Here is a 15,777-nt window from a genome sequence, read left to right as displayed (position 1 = left end):
AAGCGAACAAGTCCGACGATCGGGGGATCATGGACGCCGCGACCCTGTCCGAACTGCGCAAGCCGAGGACCTACCCGGCCGTGTCGGTGCTGATGCCGACGCACCGGTCCCTCCCGGAGAACCGGCAGGACCCGATCCGGCTGCGCAACCTGCTGGCGGAGGTGCGGCGGCGGCTGCACGACGACACCCGGGTGGCGTCCGACGCCGCCGACAACGTCGTCCGCGGACTGGAGCGCGCCGCGAACGAGGTCGACCTGCGGCACGCCTCCGACGGGCTGGTGCTGTTCGCCGCGCCCGACGGGGAGCACCACGCGTTCACGATCGGCCAGCCCGTTGACGAGCGGGTGGTCGTCGACACCGGCTTCGCCACCCGCGACCTCGTCGCCGACTTCACCCGCACCCCCCGCTACTGGCTGCTGTCACTGTCGGACCAGCGGACGCGGCTGTGGAACGGCCACGACGGCGACCTGACCGAGCACGTCGGCGGCGGTTTTCCCGCCGTGCCGGAGCCGATCGACGAGGCGGGCTCCGGGAAGCAGTCGCGGCGCGCCGCGCAGGGCGGCGACGCGGCACGGCACCGGCAGGCCGTCCGGGACGTGGCGCACGCCGTCGACCGGATCCTCGCGCACGACCGCCGTCCCCTGATCGTCGCCGGCGTCACCCGGCACCAGGCGCTGTTCGACGAGGTGGCGGGCCCTCACACGGTCGTCGCGGGACGCGTCGACGGCAGCTACGAGGGTGCCGCGCCCAGCACGCTCGCCGAGGCGGCCCGTCCGGCGCTCGCCGCCTACGAGGACCTCCGCGAGGTGGGCGTGCTGTCCGAACTGGAGGCCGCGCGCAGCATCCAGCGGTACGCGGGCGGTCTCTGCGAGGTCACGCGGCTGGTCGAGGAGGGCCGCGGCGAGCATCTGGTCGTCGAGCGCGGCTACTACGCGCCCGCTGTGAAGTCCCGCGGCGAACTCGTCCCGGTGGACGGCATGCCCGGCGTCCTGAAGGGCGCGGACGTGGTCGACGACGCCGTGGACGACGTCATCGAGTCGACGCTGGAGTACGGCGGCGAGGTCACGTTCGTCTCGGACGGCTTCCTGGTCGACCACGGCCGCATCGCCCTGGTGACCCGCTACTGAGCCTCCGGGTCAGCCGCGGGTGAGCCACTGGGCGGTGACGTCGCCGAGGACCGAGCGGACGGCGAGGACGGCGATGCCGAGGGTGAGGACGGGCATCACCACGAAGCGCTCCACCTTGCCGTCCGTCCTCGGGACGACGGGGACGTCGAGGCGCCACCGCAGCGGCCAGAACACCGGGCATCCCCGCGGTGTCAGGCAGTCGCCGGCGACGTGCGCCAGGCAGCCGAGCGTGACCGCGTACCCCGCGAAGCTCATGTCGATCTTGTGCATCAGCCAGACGGCGATGAGGGCGAGCGCGCAGTCGGCCAGCGCGGACTGGGGCTCTTTGCCCTCGAAGTCCAGGCCGACGCCGCGCAGCCCCAGGCCGACGATCATGAACAGGCAGGCCCACCAGGCGTAGACGTAGTGGGTGGCGAGGATGTCCATCGTCCAGCCGATGCCCACGGCGAACAGGATCGAGTGGGTCGCCTGCCGGTGCCCGCCCGAGATCTTCCCGATCCATTTGCACATGTGGCCGGTGATGGGCCCGAACGTGTTGGCGATGCGGCCGTTGTGGTGGTCGATGTCGGGCAGGAGTGCCGCTCCCGCGCACACCACGGCGCCCGCGGCGACCTGCTCCACCGACAGCGACACCGCGTAGTCGCCGAGCAGTCGCTCCTGCGCGAGCACCGGCACGGCCGCCAGCCACACCAGCGCGCCGCTGAGGGCGTGCGTCTTGCCCATCATCTGCCGTTCCCCCGCCTTCCAGCGCGTCCACCGCCCGGTTTCAGAGCGGGACTCTAGCCCGCTACTGATCGTTTTCAGCGGCGACGCGCCGAACCGGGCGTTACGTCCGTTTGGATGCGGGAAACCCCGCCCCGGTTCCGCTCAGGGCGGCGTGGCGGTCGCGGGCCGCGACGACGGCTTCGACGTTCTCCTCGGCCCATCGCGTGATGGCCTCGATGGGGGTTCGCAGGGAGCGGCCCAAGGGCGTCAGCGCGTATTCGACCCGGGGCGGGACCTCGGCGAAGACCGTCCGGGTGAGGAGGCCGTCGCGTTCCATCGCGCGGAGCGTCTGGGTGAGGACCTTGGGGGTGACGCCGCCGATCATGTCGCGGATCTGCGTGAAGCGGCGCGGCCCGTCGCACAGGCCGAGCACCACCAGCACGGACCATTTGTCGCCGATGCGGTCCAGGACGAGCCGGGTCGGGCAGTCGGGGTCGAACGCGTCGCCTCTCATGGTTTCCAGAGGGTACCAATGGAACGTTGAAGTAACCAGTATCCAATGGATACCGTCCTGTACCGACAGCGTTCTAGGAGGTCACATGAGGATTCTGCTGATCGGCGCGACCGGGATGATCGGGAGGCGGGTCGCGGACGAGGCGCGCCGGCGCGGCCACGAGGTCACCGGCGTCACCCGGAGCGGGAACGAGGGCACGGCCAGGGCCGAGGCGCGCGACACCGAGGCGATCGCCGCGCTTGCCAAGGGCCACGACGCCGCCGTGCTGTCGGTCCCGCCGCCCCGCGACGGTTCGGAGACGACCGGCCCGCTGCTCGCCACCACGCGAGGCGTCCTCGACGGGCTGCGGCGGGCGGACGTCCGCAGGCTGATCGTGGTGGGCGGCGCGGGAAGCCTGGAGATCGCGCCCGGCGTCCGGCTCGTGGACACGCCCGGCTTCCCCGCCGAGTACAAAAGCGAGGCGCTCGCGGCGGCGGAACAGCTCGGCGTCATCCGGGCGGAGGCCGGCGACCTCGACTGGACCTACATCTCGCCCGCGGCGGTGATCGAGCCGGGGGAGCGCACCGGTGAGTTCCGCCTGGGCGGAGACCGGTTCCTCAGCGACGCCGACGGCAACAGCGCCATCAGCGCCGAGGACTACGCCATCGCGCTGGTCGACGAGCTCGAGAAGAACAACGCCGTCCGCCAAAGGATCACGGTCGCCTACTAGGACGGAACCGAACGCCAGGCGCCGGACTCCTCGCCCGGCTCGTACGGGGAGTCCAGGCGCTTGGCGACCACGCCGGGCAGGCCCTGCTCGCCCGCCGCGGCGCGGACGGCGTCGCCGTCGCCGGGAAACCACGGCGCGGTCTGCCACAGCGGACCCCACAGGCCGAGGCCGTCCAGCGTCTCCCGGCGCTCCCGGTACGGGACGTCCAGCAGCGGCCGCCCGTCCAGATGCAGCACGTCGAAGATCATGTAGGTTTCGCGGCCGTCGAGGACGGCCAGCTCACCGTCCAGCAGCGCGGGCCGGGCGCCGAGCGCGGCGCCGAGGCGGGACCCGAGACCGCCCGGGCCGTCGACGGGGCGGCCCCGGCCGTCGGTGAACCGGGTCCGGCCGCCCTCGACGTAGGCGGCCGTCCGCCTGCCGCCCCACGCGAACTCGAAACCCCACGCGTCCTGGTCGCGCGGCAGCCGGGCCCTCTCCACCGGACGCATGGGACGCAGCGACTCCGGCAGCGGCTCGGCGTCCGGGTCGGCGGGCGGGTCCATCCGGTGGATCATCCAGTTCCTGCCGCGCGTCCGGAACAGCACGTACCGGCCGGAGACCCGCGAGCCGTGGATGACGACCTTCACCTCGCGCTCGGACCACTTCTCCGTCTCGTACGTCCCGCGATCCCAGAGGATCACCTTGCCGCCGCCGTACTCCTCCTTCGGGATGTCGCCCTCGAACGTGGCGTACTCCAGCGGGTGGTCCTCGGTGTGCACGGCGAGATGGTTGGTCTCCGGGCTCCACGGCAGGCCCTTCGGGACGGCCCACGAGACCAGCACCCCGTCGCGTTCGAACCGCAGGTCCCAGTGCAGGCTGCTCGCGTGATGCTCCTGGACGACGAACGTGTCGTCGTCACCGTGCGGCAGCGCCCTCTCCTCGGGAACGGGCTCCGGTGTCCGTTCCCGGTCGCGCTTGCCGCGGTACTCCGCCAGCCGGTCGCCGTTCTTCCGCTTCTCAGGGGTCACGCCCGTTCCGTACCCGAGATCAACGGATGAAGACGGCGTAGTCGGCGACCTCGCCGGTGAGGGCCGCCGGCAGGCCCGCCACCGCGGACAGCTCCTCCGCGGACATGAACCCGCCCGTCTCGGCCCGCACCCGCTCGATCTTCGCGGCGAGGTCCGGGGTGATGCCGGGCAGCAGCGTCAGCGCCTCCGCCGGGGCGTGGTTGACGTCGACCAGCCCGCCGTCGTTGTACTGGCGCGGCAGGTCGGGACGCCCGATCCGCAGCTCCTTGGCGAGACCCGGATCGTCCGCCGCCAGCTCGCGCGCCTTGTCCCGCAGCAGCCGCCGCCGCTTGACCCGCTCCACGACGGCCTCGTTGTCGACCGCGGACAGCCCGTGCGGGTCGAACACGCGGCGGCGGATGATGAACGCGTGCGCGCAGCCCACCACCGCGAGGACGAACAGCAGCACGCCGACCGTCCGTTCGGTGCCGTCGTCCTCGCCCATGCCGGGCAGCAGGTACAGCATCACCGCGAACACGCCGAGGTAGGCGGCCGTGGACAGCAGCAGATGCACGCTGCGCCGCCACAGCGCGGCCGCGGCGAACGTGAACGGGGTGGCGTAGCCGAGGGTCAGGAACGGCAGCGCCGCCCACGTCACGCTCAGCGCCGCGCGCCCCGGCGGCATGCTGTCGGACGGAACCCGCGGCTCGTACGGCGCTGGGGCGTTCATCTCTAGAGAGTCTCCCGGCCGGATAAGGGGGCGAATCGGACTCTAGATCAAGAGGTGCGTCACGGCAGGGTGAGGATTTCGTGGCCGTCCTCGGTCACCAGCAGGGTGTGCTCGAACTGGGCGGTGCGCCTGCGGTCCTTGGTGACGACCGTCCAGCCGTCCTTCCACATGTCGTAGTCGTGGGTACCGAGCGTCAGCATCGGCTCGACCGTGAACGTCATCCCCGGCTCGATGATCGTCGTGGCGCTCGGGTCGTCGTAGTGCGGGACGACCAGCCCGGAGTGGAACGTCGTGCCGATCCCGTGGCCGGTGAAGTCGCGCACGACCCCGTACCCGAACCGCTTGGCGTAGGACTCGATGACCCGCCCGATCACGTTCAGCGCCCGTCCCGGCTTGACCGCGCGGATGCCCCGCATGGCCGCCTCGCGGGTGCGCTCCACCAGCAGCCGCGACTCCTCGTCCACGTCGCCGCACAGGAACGTCGCGTCGGTGTCGCCGTGGACGCCGTCGATGAACGCGGTGATGTCGACGTTGATGATGTCGCCGTCGCGCAGGACGGTGTCGTCCGGGATGCCGTGGCAGATCACCTCGTTGATCGAGGTGCACAGCGACTTGGGGAACCCGCGGTAGCCGAGCGTGGACGGGTACGCGCCGTGGTCGAGCATGAACTCGTGCCCGATGACGTCCAGCTCGTCGGTCGTGACGCCCGGCCGGACGTGCCTGCCGACCTCCTGCAGCGCCTGTGCGGCGATCTTCCCCGCCACCCGCATCCGCTCGATGATCTCGGGCGTCTTGACGTCGGGCTCACCGGTCTTCGGGCGCTTCTTCCCCACGTACTCCGGGCGCGGAATGGTCGCCGGGACCTTGCGCATGGGGGAAACGTGTCCGGGCCGGAGTAGCTGGGTCGTCATAGTGATGGAGTGTAGTCAGCGGGATCGCGGCAACGAATCCCGTGCCGAGCGCACATTCGAGAGGAGCGCCGATGGCCGGCGACGACGGTGACTGGTGGTTCTGCCTGAAGCACATGAAGGTCGAGCACGGACCCGGCTGCCCCGGCAAGGACCGGATGGGCCCGTACGAGACCGAGAGCGACGCGGCGGGTGCCCTCGCCCTGGCGCGCGAGCGCAACGAGACGTGGCGCAGGCAGAACGGAGAAGAGTAACCCGGCCGGCCGGGTCAGTCGACGGTCGGGCCCGACACCGTGTCGAGCAGCCTGGCGAGGCGGCGCCGGAGCCCGCGGGGACTCCTCGCGGGCTCCTCGCCCGCCGCCGCGCTGACCAGGTGCTGCGCGCCGTCGAACGACAGGAGCGCCTCCCGCGGCGGGACGGTCAGCGCCTCATGGGCGAGGCCGCGAAGCTCGCGGTCGCCGCCCTCCAGGGCGAGGACGGTCGCGCCCGTGCGGCGCGCGTCGTCCACCCGCTCCAGCAGCGGGACGGGCGCGTCCTCCTCGGCGACGACGAACAGCGTCTCGCCGCGCCGTGCCGCTTCGAGCCGCTCCAGGCCGATCTTCAGATGCGCGGGCGCGTCCGCCGGCGGTTTCCAGCGCACCAGCGTGGGGGCCAGGCCGGGGACGTCGGCGAGGCGGCTCTCGTCGTCCAGGTGGGCCGCGAGATGCCATGGGTCGCCGCCGGGGGTCCCGACCAGCAGCAGCCCGCCCGGCGTCCGGGACGTGACGCGCAGCGCGCGGCCGAACTCCCGGGTCCGCTCCAGCCAGCCCGTGGCCGACAGCACCTCGCGCAACATGGTGATCTGCTCGGCGTCCACGGGACCATGGTGCCGCAACCGGACGCCTTGAGCAGGACGGTTCCGCGATGTGGGAGCCCGGGGCGAGGCGCCCGGAAGGCCGCCTGGCAGACTCGGCCGCATGACGGAGCAGCAGCAGAAGACGCCCTACGACCTCCCCGACGCGAGCGGCCTGTCGATCGGCATCCTCGGCGGCACCGGGGACCAGGGCAAGGGCCTCGCGCGCCGGTTCGCGCTCGCCGGCCACCGGGTGACGATCGGGTCGCGCAAGGCCGAGCGCGCCCAGCAGGCCGCCGACGACCTCGCCGGTGAGCGCGCGGACCTTCCCGTGTCCGGCGCCGAGAACCCGGTCGTCGCCCAGGGGTCCGACGTCGTGATCGTCGCGGTGCCGTGGGAGGGCCACAAGGCCACGCTGGAGTCCCTGCGCGACGAGCTGGCCGGCAAGATCGTCGTTGACTGCGTGAACCCGCTCGGCTTCGAAAAGGGCAAGGGCGCGTTCGCGCTGCCCGTCGAGGAGGGCAGCGCCGCCGAGCAGGCCGCCGCCGTCCTGACCGGCAGCCGTGTCGTCGCCGCGTTCCACCACGTCTCCGCGAAGCTGCTGCTCGACCCCGGGGTGGACGAGATGGAACTGGACGTGCTCGTCCTCGGCAACGACCGGGAGGCGACCGACCTCGTCCAGTCCCTGGCCGGCCGGATCCCCGGCATGCGCGGCGTCTACGGCGGCAGGCTGCACAACGCCGGCCAGATCGAGGCGTTCACCGCCAACCTCATCTCGATGAACCGCCGCTACAAGGCACACGCGGGGCTGCGCATCACCGACGTCTGATCGTCCGACCCGGTACGGTGCCGATGGTGAACGATCCGGAGGCGGCGAAAGGGCCGCTCGTCCTGCTGCCCTCGGCCCGGACGGGGCCGCTGCGCGCCGTCGCCAAGCGGGTCGGGGTCGCTCTGCTGCTGCTCTTCGCGACGGTCGCCGCCGTGTACGCCGACCGCGACGGGTACCGCGACGGCGCGAACGGAACGCTGTCGCTGCTGGACGCCTTCTATTACGCCACGGTGACCATCTCGACCACGGGCTACGGCGACATCACGCCGGTCAGCGAATCCGCCCGGCTGGTCAACATTCTCTTCATCACGCCCGCGCGGGTGCTGTTCCTCATCGTCCTCGTGGGCACGACCCTTGAGGTGCTGGCGGAACGCACCCGCCAAGACTGGCGCAAGGCCCGCTGGAGGACACGCGTGCGCGACCACATCGTGGTGGCCGGCTACGGCACGAAGGGCCGCAGTGCCATCAAGACCCTGCTCAGCACCGGCGTGAGCCGCGAGTCGATCGTCGTCGTGGACCCGGACCCGCGCGTGGTGGCCGAGGCGGCGGAGGCCGGGTTCGTCGGCATCGTCGGGGACGCCACCCGCAGCTCGGTGCTCAGGCAGGCGGCGGTCGCGCGGGCCCGGGAGATCGTCGTCGCCAGCGCCCGCGACGACACGGCCGTGCTGGTCACCCTGACGGCGCGGCAGCTCAACCCGCACGCCGGCATCCAGGCGTCGGTGCGCGAGTCCGAGAACGTCCCGCTGCTGCGGCAGTCCGGCGCCGACCACGTGGTGACGTCCTCGGAGGCGGCCGGGCGGCTGCTCGGAGTGTCCACCAGCCAGCCGAACGTCGGCCAGGTCATCGAGGATCTGCTCGACCAGGGCAGCGGCATGGACCTGACGGAGCGCGAGGTGCGCCCGGACGAGGCCGGCGGGCCGGCCGGGGCGGTGGGCGAGCCGGTGCTCGCGGTGGTGCGGGACGGCCGGCTTCTGCCGTTCGACCACCCCGCATGCGCGGACCTCCACACCGGCGACCGGCTGATCGTGGTGCGCTCCCAGCGGGAGCGGCGGGCGTCGCCCGAATCCGGCGAGGCCGAGGCCCGCGACAACGGCCGCCACGAGAACGGCGCCTGACCGTTCCCGCGGGGGAGTGGTCCGCCGGCCGGACCGGCCACGCCGCCGCCACGGCGGCGGCGGGACCGGGATGCGGCCGGGAATCTAGTGGTAGGTGTGCTCGGGTGCCGGGTAAACGCCGCTCACGACCTCTTCGGCGTAGCTGCGCGCGGCATCGCTGAGCAGGCCGTTCATGTCGGCGAACTTCTTGACGAACTTCGCGGTGTGCGGGGTGAGCCCGGCCATGTCCTGCCAGACGAGGACCTGCGCGTCGGTCTGGTTGCCGCCGCCGATGCCGATCGTCGGGATGGACAGGGACGCGGTGACGCGGGCCGCGAGGTCCTCGGGGACGCATTCGAGCACGACGGAGAACGCGCCGGCCGCTTCGAGGGCCTTCGCGTCCGCCATCAGCTCGTCGCCGTCCTGGCCGCGGCCCTGCACCCGGTAGCCGCCGAAGACGTTCACCGACTGCGGGGTCAGGCCGAGGTGGCCCATCACCGGGATGCCCGCGGAGACCATCGCCTCGGCCTGCGGGATGACCCGGCGGCCGCCTTCCAGCTTGACCGCGTGCGCGCCGGTCTCCTTGAGGAACCGGGTGGCGGCCGACAGCGCCTCGGGGACGCCCGTCTGGTACGAGCCGAACGGCAGGTCGGCGACGACCATGGCGCGCTTGGAGCCGCGGACGACGGCCGCGGTGAGCGGGATCAGGTCGTCCACGGTGACGGGGATGGTCGAGTCGTAGCCGTACACGACCATCGCGGCGGAGTCGCCGACGAGCAGCACGGGGATGCCGGCCTCGTCGAAGATCCGCGCGGTGAGCGCGTCGTAGGCGGTGAGCATCGGCCACTTCTCGTGCCGCTCCTTGGCGGCCGCGATGTCGCGTACGGTGACCCTCCGCCCGCTCGTACCGCCGTACAGTGCGGTCGGCTGCGCTGGGGGTGCGACAGAAGAAGACATGCGAGAACCTCCGGTCTTGAGGCGCCACGGTGGCGTACCCAGACGGAACCGATCGTGCCACTTCGAGAACGATTCTGGTAGCCCCCGCCATTCCCGGATCGTGACGTCCGCCACACACCACCCGGCCGGGAATGGAATCCGAAACGGTACCGTTGCGTATCCATATGGACTCCCCCGCGATCCAGCGGCGCCGCTGGTACATCCTCGGCGTGCTGACCATGAGCCTGCTGGTGGTGGTGCTCGACAACACCATCCTCAACGTCGCGCTGAAGACCATCGCCGACCCGGTCAAGGGCCTCGGCGCGACGCAGAGCGAGCTCGAGTGGTCCATCAACTCCTACACGCTGGTCTTCGCGGGCCTCCTGTTCACCTTCGGCGTGATCGGCGACCGGCTCGGGCGCAAGCGGGTCCTGATCGGCGGGATGGCGGTGTTCGCGCTCGCCTCGCTGGTGTCGGCGTACGCGCAGACCCCGGACCAGCTCATCTATGCCCGCGCGCTGATGGGCCTCGGCGGGGCCGCGATCATGCCGCAGACGCTGTCGATCATCACCAACGTCTTCGAACCGCACGAGCGCGCCCGCGCCATCGGCATCTGGGCCGGCGCGGTCGGCCTCGCCATCGCCATCGGCCCGCTCACCGGCGGCCTGCTGCTCGCCCACTTCTGGTGGGGCTCGGTCTTCCTGGTCAACGTGCCGGTCATCGCGGTGGGCATCGCGCTGATGGTGTTCCTGGTGCCCGACTCGCGCAACCCGAAGCCCGGACGGCTCGACCCGCTCGGCGTGCTGCTGTCGGTCGTCGGCCTGGTCGTCCTGTCGTACGGCATCATCCGCGGCGGCGAAACGGGGAACTGGCTGGAGCCGCCCGTGGTCGGCCCGATCCTCGCGGGCTTCGCCGTCCTCGCGCTGTTCGTCCTGCACGAGGCCCGCAGCGACTCCCCGGCCTTCGACGTCCGGCTGTTCAGGGACCCGCGGCTGTCGGCCGCCGTCGCGTCCATCGCGCTGTGCTTCTTCGCGGCGTCCGGCGTGTTCTTCTTCGCCAACTTCTACATGCAGTCGGTGCGCGGCATGGTCCCGCTGGCGGCGGGCGCGATGCTGCTGCCGTTCGCCGCGGCCCAGCTCATCTTCTCCGCGCGCAGCGCCGTCATGGTCCGCCGCTTCGGCGCCAAGGCCGTCTGCACGACCGGGATGGTGCTGGTCGCCGCCGCGCTGGCGAGCTACCACTTCATCGGCACCGACACCCCGATGTGGATCCTCGGCGTGATCTTCTTCGTGCAGGGCGCCGGGATGGCCAACGTGATGCCGCCCGCGACCGAGTCGGTCATGTCCGCGCTGCCCCGCGAGAAGGCGGGCGCCGGGTCGGCCATCAACAACGTCGCCCGGCAGGTCGCGGTCGCGATGGGCGTCGCCGTGCTCGGCTCCGTCGTCGCGTCCGTCTACCGCCGCGACCTGCACGGCGACCTCGCCGCGCTGCCCGAGGGCGTGCGGGAGGCCGCCGGTGAGTCCATCGAGGGCGCGCACGGCGTCGCCGCCCAGATGGGCGCCTCCGGGCAGGGCCTCATCGAACCCGCCAACGCCGCGTTCGTGCACGCCATGCACACCGCGTCGGCGGCCGCAGCCGTCGTCGCCTTCGTCGGCGCCGTCGTCGTCTTCAGGTGGATGCCGGGACGTGCCGCGACCGGCCCCGCGCCCGCGCCCGCCGCGCCCGCCGCGGAGCCGGACGCGCCGCGGCGGCAGGAGAAGGCCGGCGTGTGAGAGCCGTGACCAAGAGCACCCGGGCGCCGGGACGGCCCCGCAGCGAACGGGCCGAGAAGGCCATCATCGAGGCGACCCTCGACCTGCTTGCCAGGGAGTCGGGCGTGGCGGGCGTGTCCATCGAGGCGGTCGCCGCCCGCGCCGGCGTCGGCAAGACCACCATCTACCGGCGCTGGCCCAGCAAGGAGGCGCTGATCGTGGAGGCGCTGGGCTCGGCGAAGGCCCCGCTGCCCGAGCCGTCCGGCGCGTCCGTCCGGGAGGACCTCACCGAGATCGCCCGCGCGCTCGCCGCCGAGCGGGGACGCCGGCACTCCCGATGCTTCTGGAACGTCGTCGGCAGCGCGGAGAAACACCCCGAACTGTACGCCCGCTACAAGGAGAACATCATCGAGCCGCGCCGCGCGATCGTCCGCGACGTGCTGCGCCGCGGGGTCGCCGGAGGGGAACTGCGCGCCGACCTCGACGTGGAGGTCGCGATGTCGATGCTCGTCGGCTCCCTGACGCCGAGGAGGGTCCGGGAGCCGGTCCCGGAGGGGTACGCCGACGCCGTCGTCGACACCCTCCTGAAGGGGATCGGAGCCGTCCGGGACTGATATGCGGCAAATGCCGAATGGTTTTCGGCGTGGTAAGCGTGATCTTCTCCCATGGAAACGGTGTCATGCCCCATACTGTCGCTGGGTAGTGCTAAGACGACCGGCTGTCTGGAGCGCGTCAGGTGAGATCAGTGATGGCGCCGCGTGGCGATGCGCCCGCCACCGATTCCGCGTCCCGGACCCTTGTCCTGGGCATCGACGGTTCCCGGCGGATCGTGCAGTGCGGACCGAACGCCCGGGCCGTCCTCGGCCGCGCCCCCCAGGACCTCATCGGCCGTCCCGCGACGGACCTGGTGGGGGACGAGGCGAAAGCCGAGCTGGAGGCCCTCCTCGAAGCGAACGACGTCGGCCAGGAGCGCAACGGCGTGATGACCGTGCTGCGCGGCGACGGCACGTCCGCCGACGCCGTGGTGACCGCGCAGCCGATGGTCGGCGACGCGGGCTCGGCGCCCTCCGCCCTGCTGTACGTCCGGGTCGCGCTGCCGCCGAGCGAGCGCTACCAGGACCCGGCCCTCATGCGCCGCGCGCTGATGGACGACCAGGTCACCCGGTTCGGTGCGTCCCTCGACCTCGACCAGTCCGCCCGCGGCCTCGTCGACGTCGTCGTCCCGCACTACTGCAACGTCGCCTCGGTGCTGGTGCTGGAGAGCCTGGTCGCCGCCGACGAGGTGCACAGCGAGTCCGGCTCGGCGGTGCTGCGCCGCATCGCCGTCACCTCCGACGACGGCAACGCGGGGTGGACGTCCACGTTCCCCGTCGGCGAGGTGCTCGTCTTCCCCGAGGGCACCCCGTACCGCGAGGTCATGGAGACCGCCCGGCCCGTCCACCTGCCGAACGTCGACATGGGCGCCGCGTCCGAGATCGCCCGGCTGTGGCGGCGCGGCCCGGTGGGCGACCTGCTGTCGGACGTGTCGATGGTGCTGCTCCCGATGATCGCCCGCGACACCCTGCTCGGCTTCATCGCCTGCACCCGCGTGCCCGGGTTCCGCAAGTTCGACGCCTACGACGTCGAGATCGGCATGGAATTCGCCGCCCGCGCCGCGATCGTCATCGACAACGCCCGGCTGTTCAGCCGCGAACGGGCCACCGCGCTCGCCCTGCAGCGCAGCCTGCTCCCGAACCGGCTGTCGGCGCCGTCGTCGGTCGAGGTCAGGCACCGCTACCTGCCCGGCAGCAAGCTCGTCGAGGTCGGCGGTGACTGGTACGAGTCGATCGCGCTGCCCGGCGCCCGCGTCGCCCTCATCGTCGGCGACGTCGCCGGGCACGGCGTCCGCGCCGCCGTCACCATGGGACGGCTGCGCACCGCGCTGCACACCCTCGCCAACCTGGAACTGCCGCCCGCCGACGCGCTGCACGTCATGCACGAGCTGATGATCGAGCTGGGCGAGCAGGAACCGCACTTCGCCACCTGCGTGTACGCGGTGTACGACGCGACGACCGGCACCATCGAGATCGCCTCCGCCGGCCACCTGCCGCCGCTGCTGGCCGGTCCCGCCGGCGACAACGAGTACCTGCAGGTCCCGCCCGCCCCGCCGCTCGGCGTCGCCGGCGGCGCCGCCATCGAGAGCCGCGAGTTCACCGTCGAGGACGGCAGCCTCTTCGTCATCTACACCGACGGCCTCGTCGAGAACCGCGGCCGCGACATCGACGACGGCCTCGCCCGCCTCCAGAAGATCTTCGGGCCGGAATCCGTCGACCGCCCGATGGAGGACCTCGCCAAGGCCACCCTCGCCGGTGTCTACGCCGACCAGCACCGCGACGACATCGCCGTCCTCATCGCCCGCCTGCGCCGCCTCCCCGAGGACCGCTACGCCTCCTGGACCCTGCCCGCCGACCCGGCGGCCGTCCGCCGCGCACGCGGCCTCGTCCGCACCCGCCTGGGGGAGTGGGGCCTGGAGGAGCTGGAGTACACCACCGAGCTGCTGACGTCCGAGCTGATCACCAACGCGCTGCGGTACGCGCCCGGCCCGATCGAGTTGCGCCTCCTGCTGGAACGCACCCTCGTCTGCGAGGTGCTGGACCGGTCCGCCGCCCTGCCGCGCCTGCGCCGCGCCGAGGACGACGACGAGAACGGCCGCGGCCTCCTCGTCGTCAGCCAGCTCGCGCACCGCTGGGGCACCCGCCGGACCGCGGCGGGCAAGGTCGTCTGGTGCGAGCAGATCGTCCCCGGCGTCGACCCCGACGCCTCCGAGCAGGTCTCCGGCTGGCCCGGCGAATCCTGGCCCGGCGAGAACCACCACCGCGAATAGGCCGGGCGGCTACCTCTCCCGCCAGCGGCTGGTGATGGGGAGGCGGCGGTCCCGGCCGAAGTTCTTCGGGGTGATCTTGGGGCCGGGCGGGTACTGGCGGCGCTTGTACTCCGCGATGTCGACCATGCGGATGACGCGGTCGACGAGGGCGGGGTCGTGGCCTGCGGAGACCAGGGCGTCGCGGCCCATGTCGCGTTCGACGTAGTCGGTCAGCACCGGGTCGAGGTCGGTGTACGGCGGCAGGCTGTCGACGTCGCGCTGGCCGGGGCGCAGCTCGGCGGACGGTTCCTTCTCGATGATCGCCTCGGGGATGGGCTCGTCGGCGAAGGGATGCAGGAACGGCAGGTCGACGCCGGCCTGCGCGTTGCGCCAGCGGGCGAGGTCCCACACGGTGAGTTTGAAGACGTCCTTGATGGGGGCGAAGCCGCCCGCGGAGTCGCCGTAGAGGGTGGAGTAGCCGGTGGCGAGCTCGCTCTTGTTGCCGCCGGTGAGGACGAGGTGGCCGTGCTCGTTCGACAGGCCCATCCAGACGTTCGCGCGGATGCGGGCCTGGAGGTTCTCGGCGGCGAGGCCGTGCAGATCGAGCTGCTCCTCGAACGCCTCGACCATTCCGGCGATGGGGACGATGCGGGAGTTGACGCCCTGCCGTTTGACGAGGTCCTCGGCGTCGACGACCGAGCCCTCGGAGGAGTGGCGGCTCGGCAGCAGGATGGCGTGGACGTTCTCCGGGCCGATGGCGTCGGCGGCGATGGTGGCGACGAGGGCGGAGTCGATGCCGCCGGACAGGCCGAGGACGACGGAGCGGAACCCGTTCTTGCGGACGTAGTCGCGGGTGCCGAGGACGAGCGCCGCGTACACCTCGGCGAGGTCGTCCAGCGGCTCGGCGATGGTCTGCGGCTCGACCGGATAGGCCGGCAGGGGAGCGCTGGACAGGACGTGCCGGTCGATGGTGATCGTGGTGCCGTCCAGGGCGTCCACCGGGGTGCGGTCCGGGCCCGCGGAGGTGGCGGCGGGGAGCGCGAGGTCGGCGATGAGGAGGTGCTCGACGAAGCGGGGGGCGCGGGCGAGGAGCGACCCGCCGGCGCCGACGATGACGGAGTCGCCGTCGAAGACCAGCTCGTCCTGGCCGCCGACCATGTTGACGTAGGCGAGGGCGCAGCCGGCCTCGCGGGCGCGCCGGGCGCACAGGTCGAGGCGGACGTCGTCCTTGTCGCGCTCGTACGGCGAGGCGTTGATCGCGAGCAGCAGCCCGGCGCCCGAGGCGGTGGTGACGCTGACGGGGCCGCCGTCCTGCCAGAGGTCCTCGCAGACGGCGGTGGCGACGTCGACGCCGTGGACGCGGACGACGGGCAGCCGGTCGCCGCGCACGAAGATCCGGTACTCGTCGAACACGCCGTAGTTGGGCAGGTGGTGCTTGGCCGAGCGCACCACGACCTTCCCGCCGTGCAGCCACGCGGCGGCGTTCTGCGGCGCCCCGGCGGGCTGCCCGGACCGGACGAGCCCGACCGGACGGCGGTCGAGGTAGCCGGTGACGACGGCCACGTCGCCGAGACCCTCGTCGGCGAGCCTGCGGGCGAGGCGGTCGAGGGCCCGCTGGGACGCCTCGACGAAGGACGCGCGCAGCGCGAGGTCCTCCACCGGGTAGCCGGTCAGCATCATCTCGGGGAAGGCGACCAGGTGCGCGTTCGCGCCGGCGGCGCGCCGGACCCAGTCGACGATCTTGTCGGCGTTGCCGTCGAGGTCGCCGACGGTCGAGTTCACCTGTGCGAGTGCGATCCTGAGCTGTGCCACGG

Annotated in this window: 16 protein-coding genes; 8 read left to right on the top strand and 8 right to left on the bottom strand. The window is 72.3% G+C overall.

Annotated features, from left to right (window positions below):
- The first annotated feature begins 29 nt into the window (after positions 1 to 29).
- A complete protein-coding gene (locus ACGFIS_RS08810) occupies positions 30 to 1,127 on the top strand; it encodes a hypothetical protein (RefSeq protein WP_392902419.1) in 1,098 nt (365 codons plus the stop codon).
- Between the two features lie 9 nt (positions 1,128 to 1,136).
- On the opposite strand, the gene ACGFIS_RS08805 is transcribed toward ACGFIS_RS08810, so the two are convergent.
- Both ACGFIS_RS08805 and ACGFIS_RS08800 read right to left on the bottom strand, forming a co-directional pair.
- Positions 1,137 to 1,853, bottom strand: coding sequence for a metal-dependent hydrolase (locus tag ACGFIS_RS08805; RefSeq protein WP_392902421.1), 717 nt, complete (start codon positions 1,851 to 1,853; stop codon positions 1,137 to 1,139).
- Positions 1,854 to 1,953: 100 nt separating this feature from the next.
- Positions 1,954 to 2,346, bottom strand: a complete 393-nt coding sequence (locus ACGFIS_RS08800; protein ID WP_392902423.1) for a winged helix-turn-helix transcriptional regulator — start codon at positions 2,344 to 2,346, stop codon at positions 1,954 to 1,956.
- 85 nt (positions 2,347 to 2,431) lie between these two features.
- Here ACGFIS_RS08800 and ACGFIS_RS08795 point away from each other — a divergent pair, with 85 nt between their 5' ends.
- Positions 2,432 to 3,055, top strand: a complete 624-nt coding sequence (locus tag ACGFIS_RS08795) for an NAD(P)-dependent oxidoreductase (RefSeq protein WP_392970071.1) — start codon at positions 2,432 to 2,434, stop codon at positions 3,053 to 3,055.
- Here ACGFIS_RS08795 and ACGFIS_RS08790 read toward each other — a convergent pair.
- From ACGFIS_RS08790 to map, 3 genes are read right to left on the bottom strand one after another with little or no spacing between them, the layout of a single operon-like run.
- The gene (locus ACGFIS_RS08790) at positions 3,052 to 4,062 is read right to left on the bottom strand and encodes a DNA polymerase ligase N-terminal domain-containing protein (RefSeq protein WP_392970068.1); all 1,011 of its coding nucleotides are present in this window, start codon (positions 4,060 to 4,062) and stop codon (positions 3,052 to 3,054) included. The two genes, ACGFIS_RS08795 and ACGFIS_RS08790, sit on opposite strands and share 4 nt — an antisense overlap.
- Positions 4,063 to 4,081: 19 nt before the next feature.
- Positions 4,082 to 4,771 carry a ComEA family DNA-binding protein gene (locus tag ACGFIS_RS08785; protein ID WP_392902429.1) on the bottom strand — a complete coding sequence of 230 codons (690 nt, stop codon included), beginning with the start codon at positions 4,769 to 4,771 and terminating at the stop codon, positions 4,082 to 4,084.
- Positions 4,772 to 4,830: 59 nt separating this feature from the next.
- The gene (map, locus tag ACGFIS_RS08780) at positions 4,831 to 5,682 is read right to left on the bottom strand and encodes a type I methionyl aminopeptidase (protein WP_392970065.1); all 852 of its coding nucleotides are present in this window, start codon (positions 5,680 to 5,682) and stop codon (positions 4,831 to 4,833) included.
- 71 nt (positions 5,683 to 5,753) lie between these two features.
- Here map and ACGFIS_RS08775 point away from each other — a divergent pair, with 71 nt between their 5' ends.
- Positions 5,754 to 5,933 carry a hypothetical protein gene (locus tag ACGFIS_RS08775; protein WP_392902433.1) on the top strand — a complete coding sequence of 60 codons (180 nt, stop codon included), beginning with the start codon at positions 5,754 to 5,756 and terminating at the stop codon, positions 5,931 to 5,933.
- Positions 5,934 to 5,947: 14 nt separating this feature from the next.
- On the opposite strand, the gene ACGFIS_RS08770 is transcribed toward ACGFIS_RS08775, so the two are convergent.
- Positions 5,948 to 6,514: a hypothetical protein gene (locus tag ACGFIS_RS08770; protein WP_392902886.1), complete on the bottom strand. Its 567-nt coding sequence runs from the start codon at positions 6,512 to 6,514 to the stop codon at positions 5,948 to 5,950.
- A 121-nt stretch (positions 6,515 to 6,635) separates the two neighbouring features.
- On the opposite strand from ACGFIS_RS08770, the gene npdG reads away from it, so the two are divergent.
- Both npdG and ACGFIS_RS08760 read left to right on the top strand, forming a co-directional pair.
- Positions 6,636 to 7,340: an NADPH-dependent F420 reductase gene (npdG, locus tag ACGFIS_RS08765; protein WP_392970062.1), complete on the top strand. Its 705-nt coding sequence runs from the start codon at positions 6,636 to 6,638 to the stop codon at positions 7,338 to 7,340.
- A gap of 23 nt (positions 7,341 to 7,363) precedes the next feature.
- The gene (locus ACGFIS_RS08760; protein ID WP_392970059.1) at positions 7,364 to 8,455 is read left to right on the top strand and encodes a potassium channel family protein; all 1,092 of its coding nucleotides are present in this window, start codon (positions 7,364 to 7,366) and stop codon (positions 8,453 to 8,455) included.
- 84 nt (positions 8,456 to 8,539) lie between these two features.
- Here the strand turns inward: ACGFIS_RS08760 and panB are convergent, their stop codons facing one another.
- Complete coding sequence (gene panB / locus ACGFIS_RS08755; RefSeq protein ID WP_392902440.1) at positions 8,540 to 9,391, bottom strand: 3-methyl-2-oxobutanoate hydroxymethyltransferase; 852 nt, start codon at positions 9,389 to 9,391, stop codon at positions 8,540 to 8,542.
- A 164-nt stretch (positions 9,392 to 9,555) separates the two neighbouring features.
- Here panB and ACGFIS_RS08750 point away from each other — a divergent pair, with 164 nt between their 5' ends.
- The 3 genes from ACGFIS_RS08750 (at position 9,556) to ACGFIS_RS08740 (ending at position 13,984) form a co-directional block, all read left to right on the top strand.
- A complete protein-coding gene (locus tag ACGFIS_RS08750) occupies positions 9,556 to 11,142 on the top strand; it encodes an MFS transporter (protein WP_392902442.1) in 1,587 nt (528 codons plus the stop codon).
- Entirely contained in the window at positions 11,139 to 11,735 is a 597-nt protein-coding gene (locus tag ACGFIS_RS08745) for a TetR/AcrR family transcriptional regulator (protein WP_392902444.1), read from the top strand. The genes ACGFIS_RS08750 and ACGFIS_RS08745 overlap by 4 nt, the downstream gene beginning before the upstream one ends.
- Before the next feature lie 134 nt (positions 11,736 to 11,869).
- The gene (locus ACGFIS_RS08740) at positions 11,870 to 13,984 is read left to right on the top strand and encodes a SpoIIE family protein phosphatase (RefSeq protein ID WP_392902446.1); all 2,115 of its coding nucleotides are present in this window, start codon (positions 11,870 to 11,872) and stop codon (positions 13,982 to 13,984) included.
- A gap of 9 nt (positions 13,985 to 13,993) precedes the next feature.
- Here the strand turns inward: ACGFIS_RS08740 and ACGFIS_RS08735 are convergent, their stop codons facing one another.
- On the bottom strand, positions 13,994 to 15,775 hold the full coding sequence (locus ACGFIS_RS08735; RefSeq protein ID WP_392970056.1) for an NAD+ synthase: 1,782 nt from the start codon (positions 15,773 to 15,775) through the stop codon (positions 13,994 to 13,996).
- Positions 15,776 to 15,777 lie beyond the last annotated feature (2 nt).

Source organism: Spirillospora sp. NPDC048824 (assembly GCF_043198455.1).
Lineage (GTDB): Bacteria > Actinomycetota > Actinomycetes > Streptosporangiales > Streptosporangiaceae > Spirillospora.
This window is presented reverse-complemented; position numbering and strand designations above follow the sequence as displayed.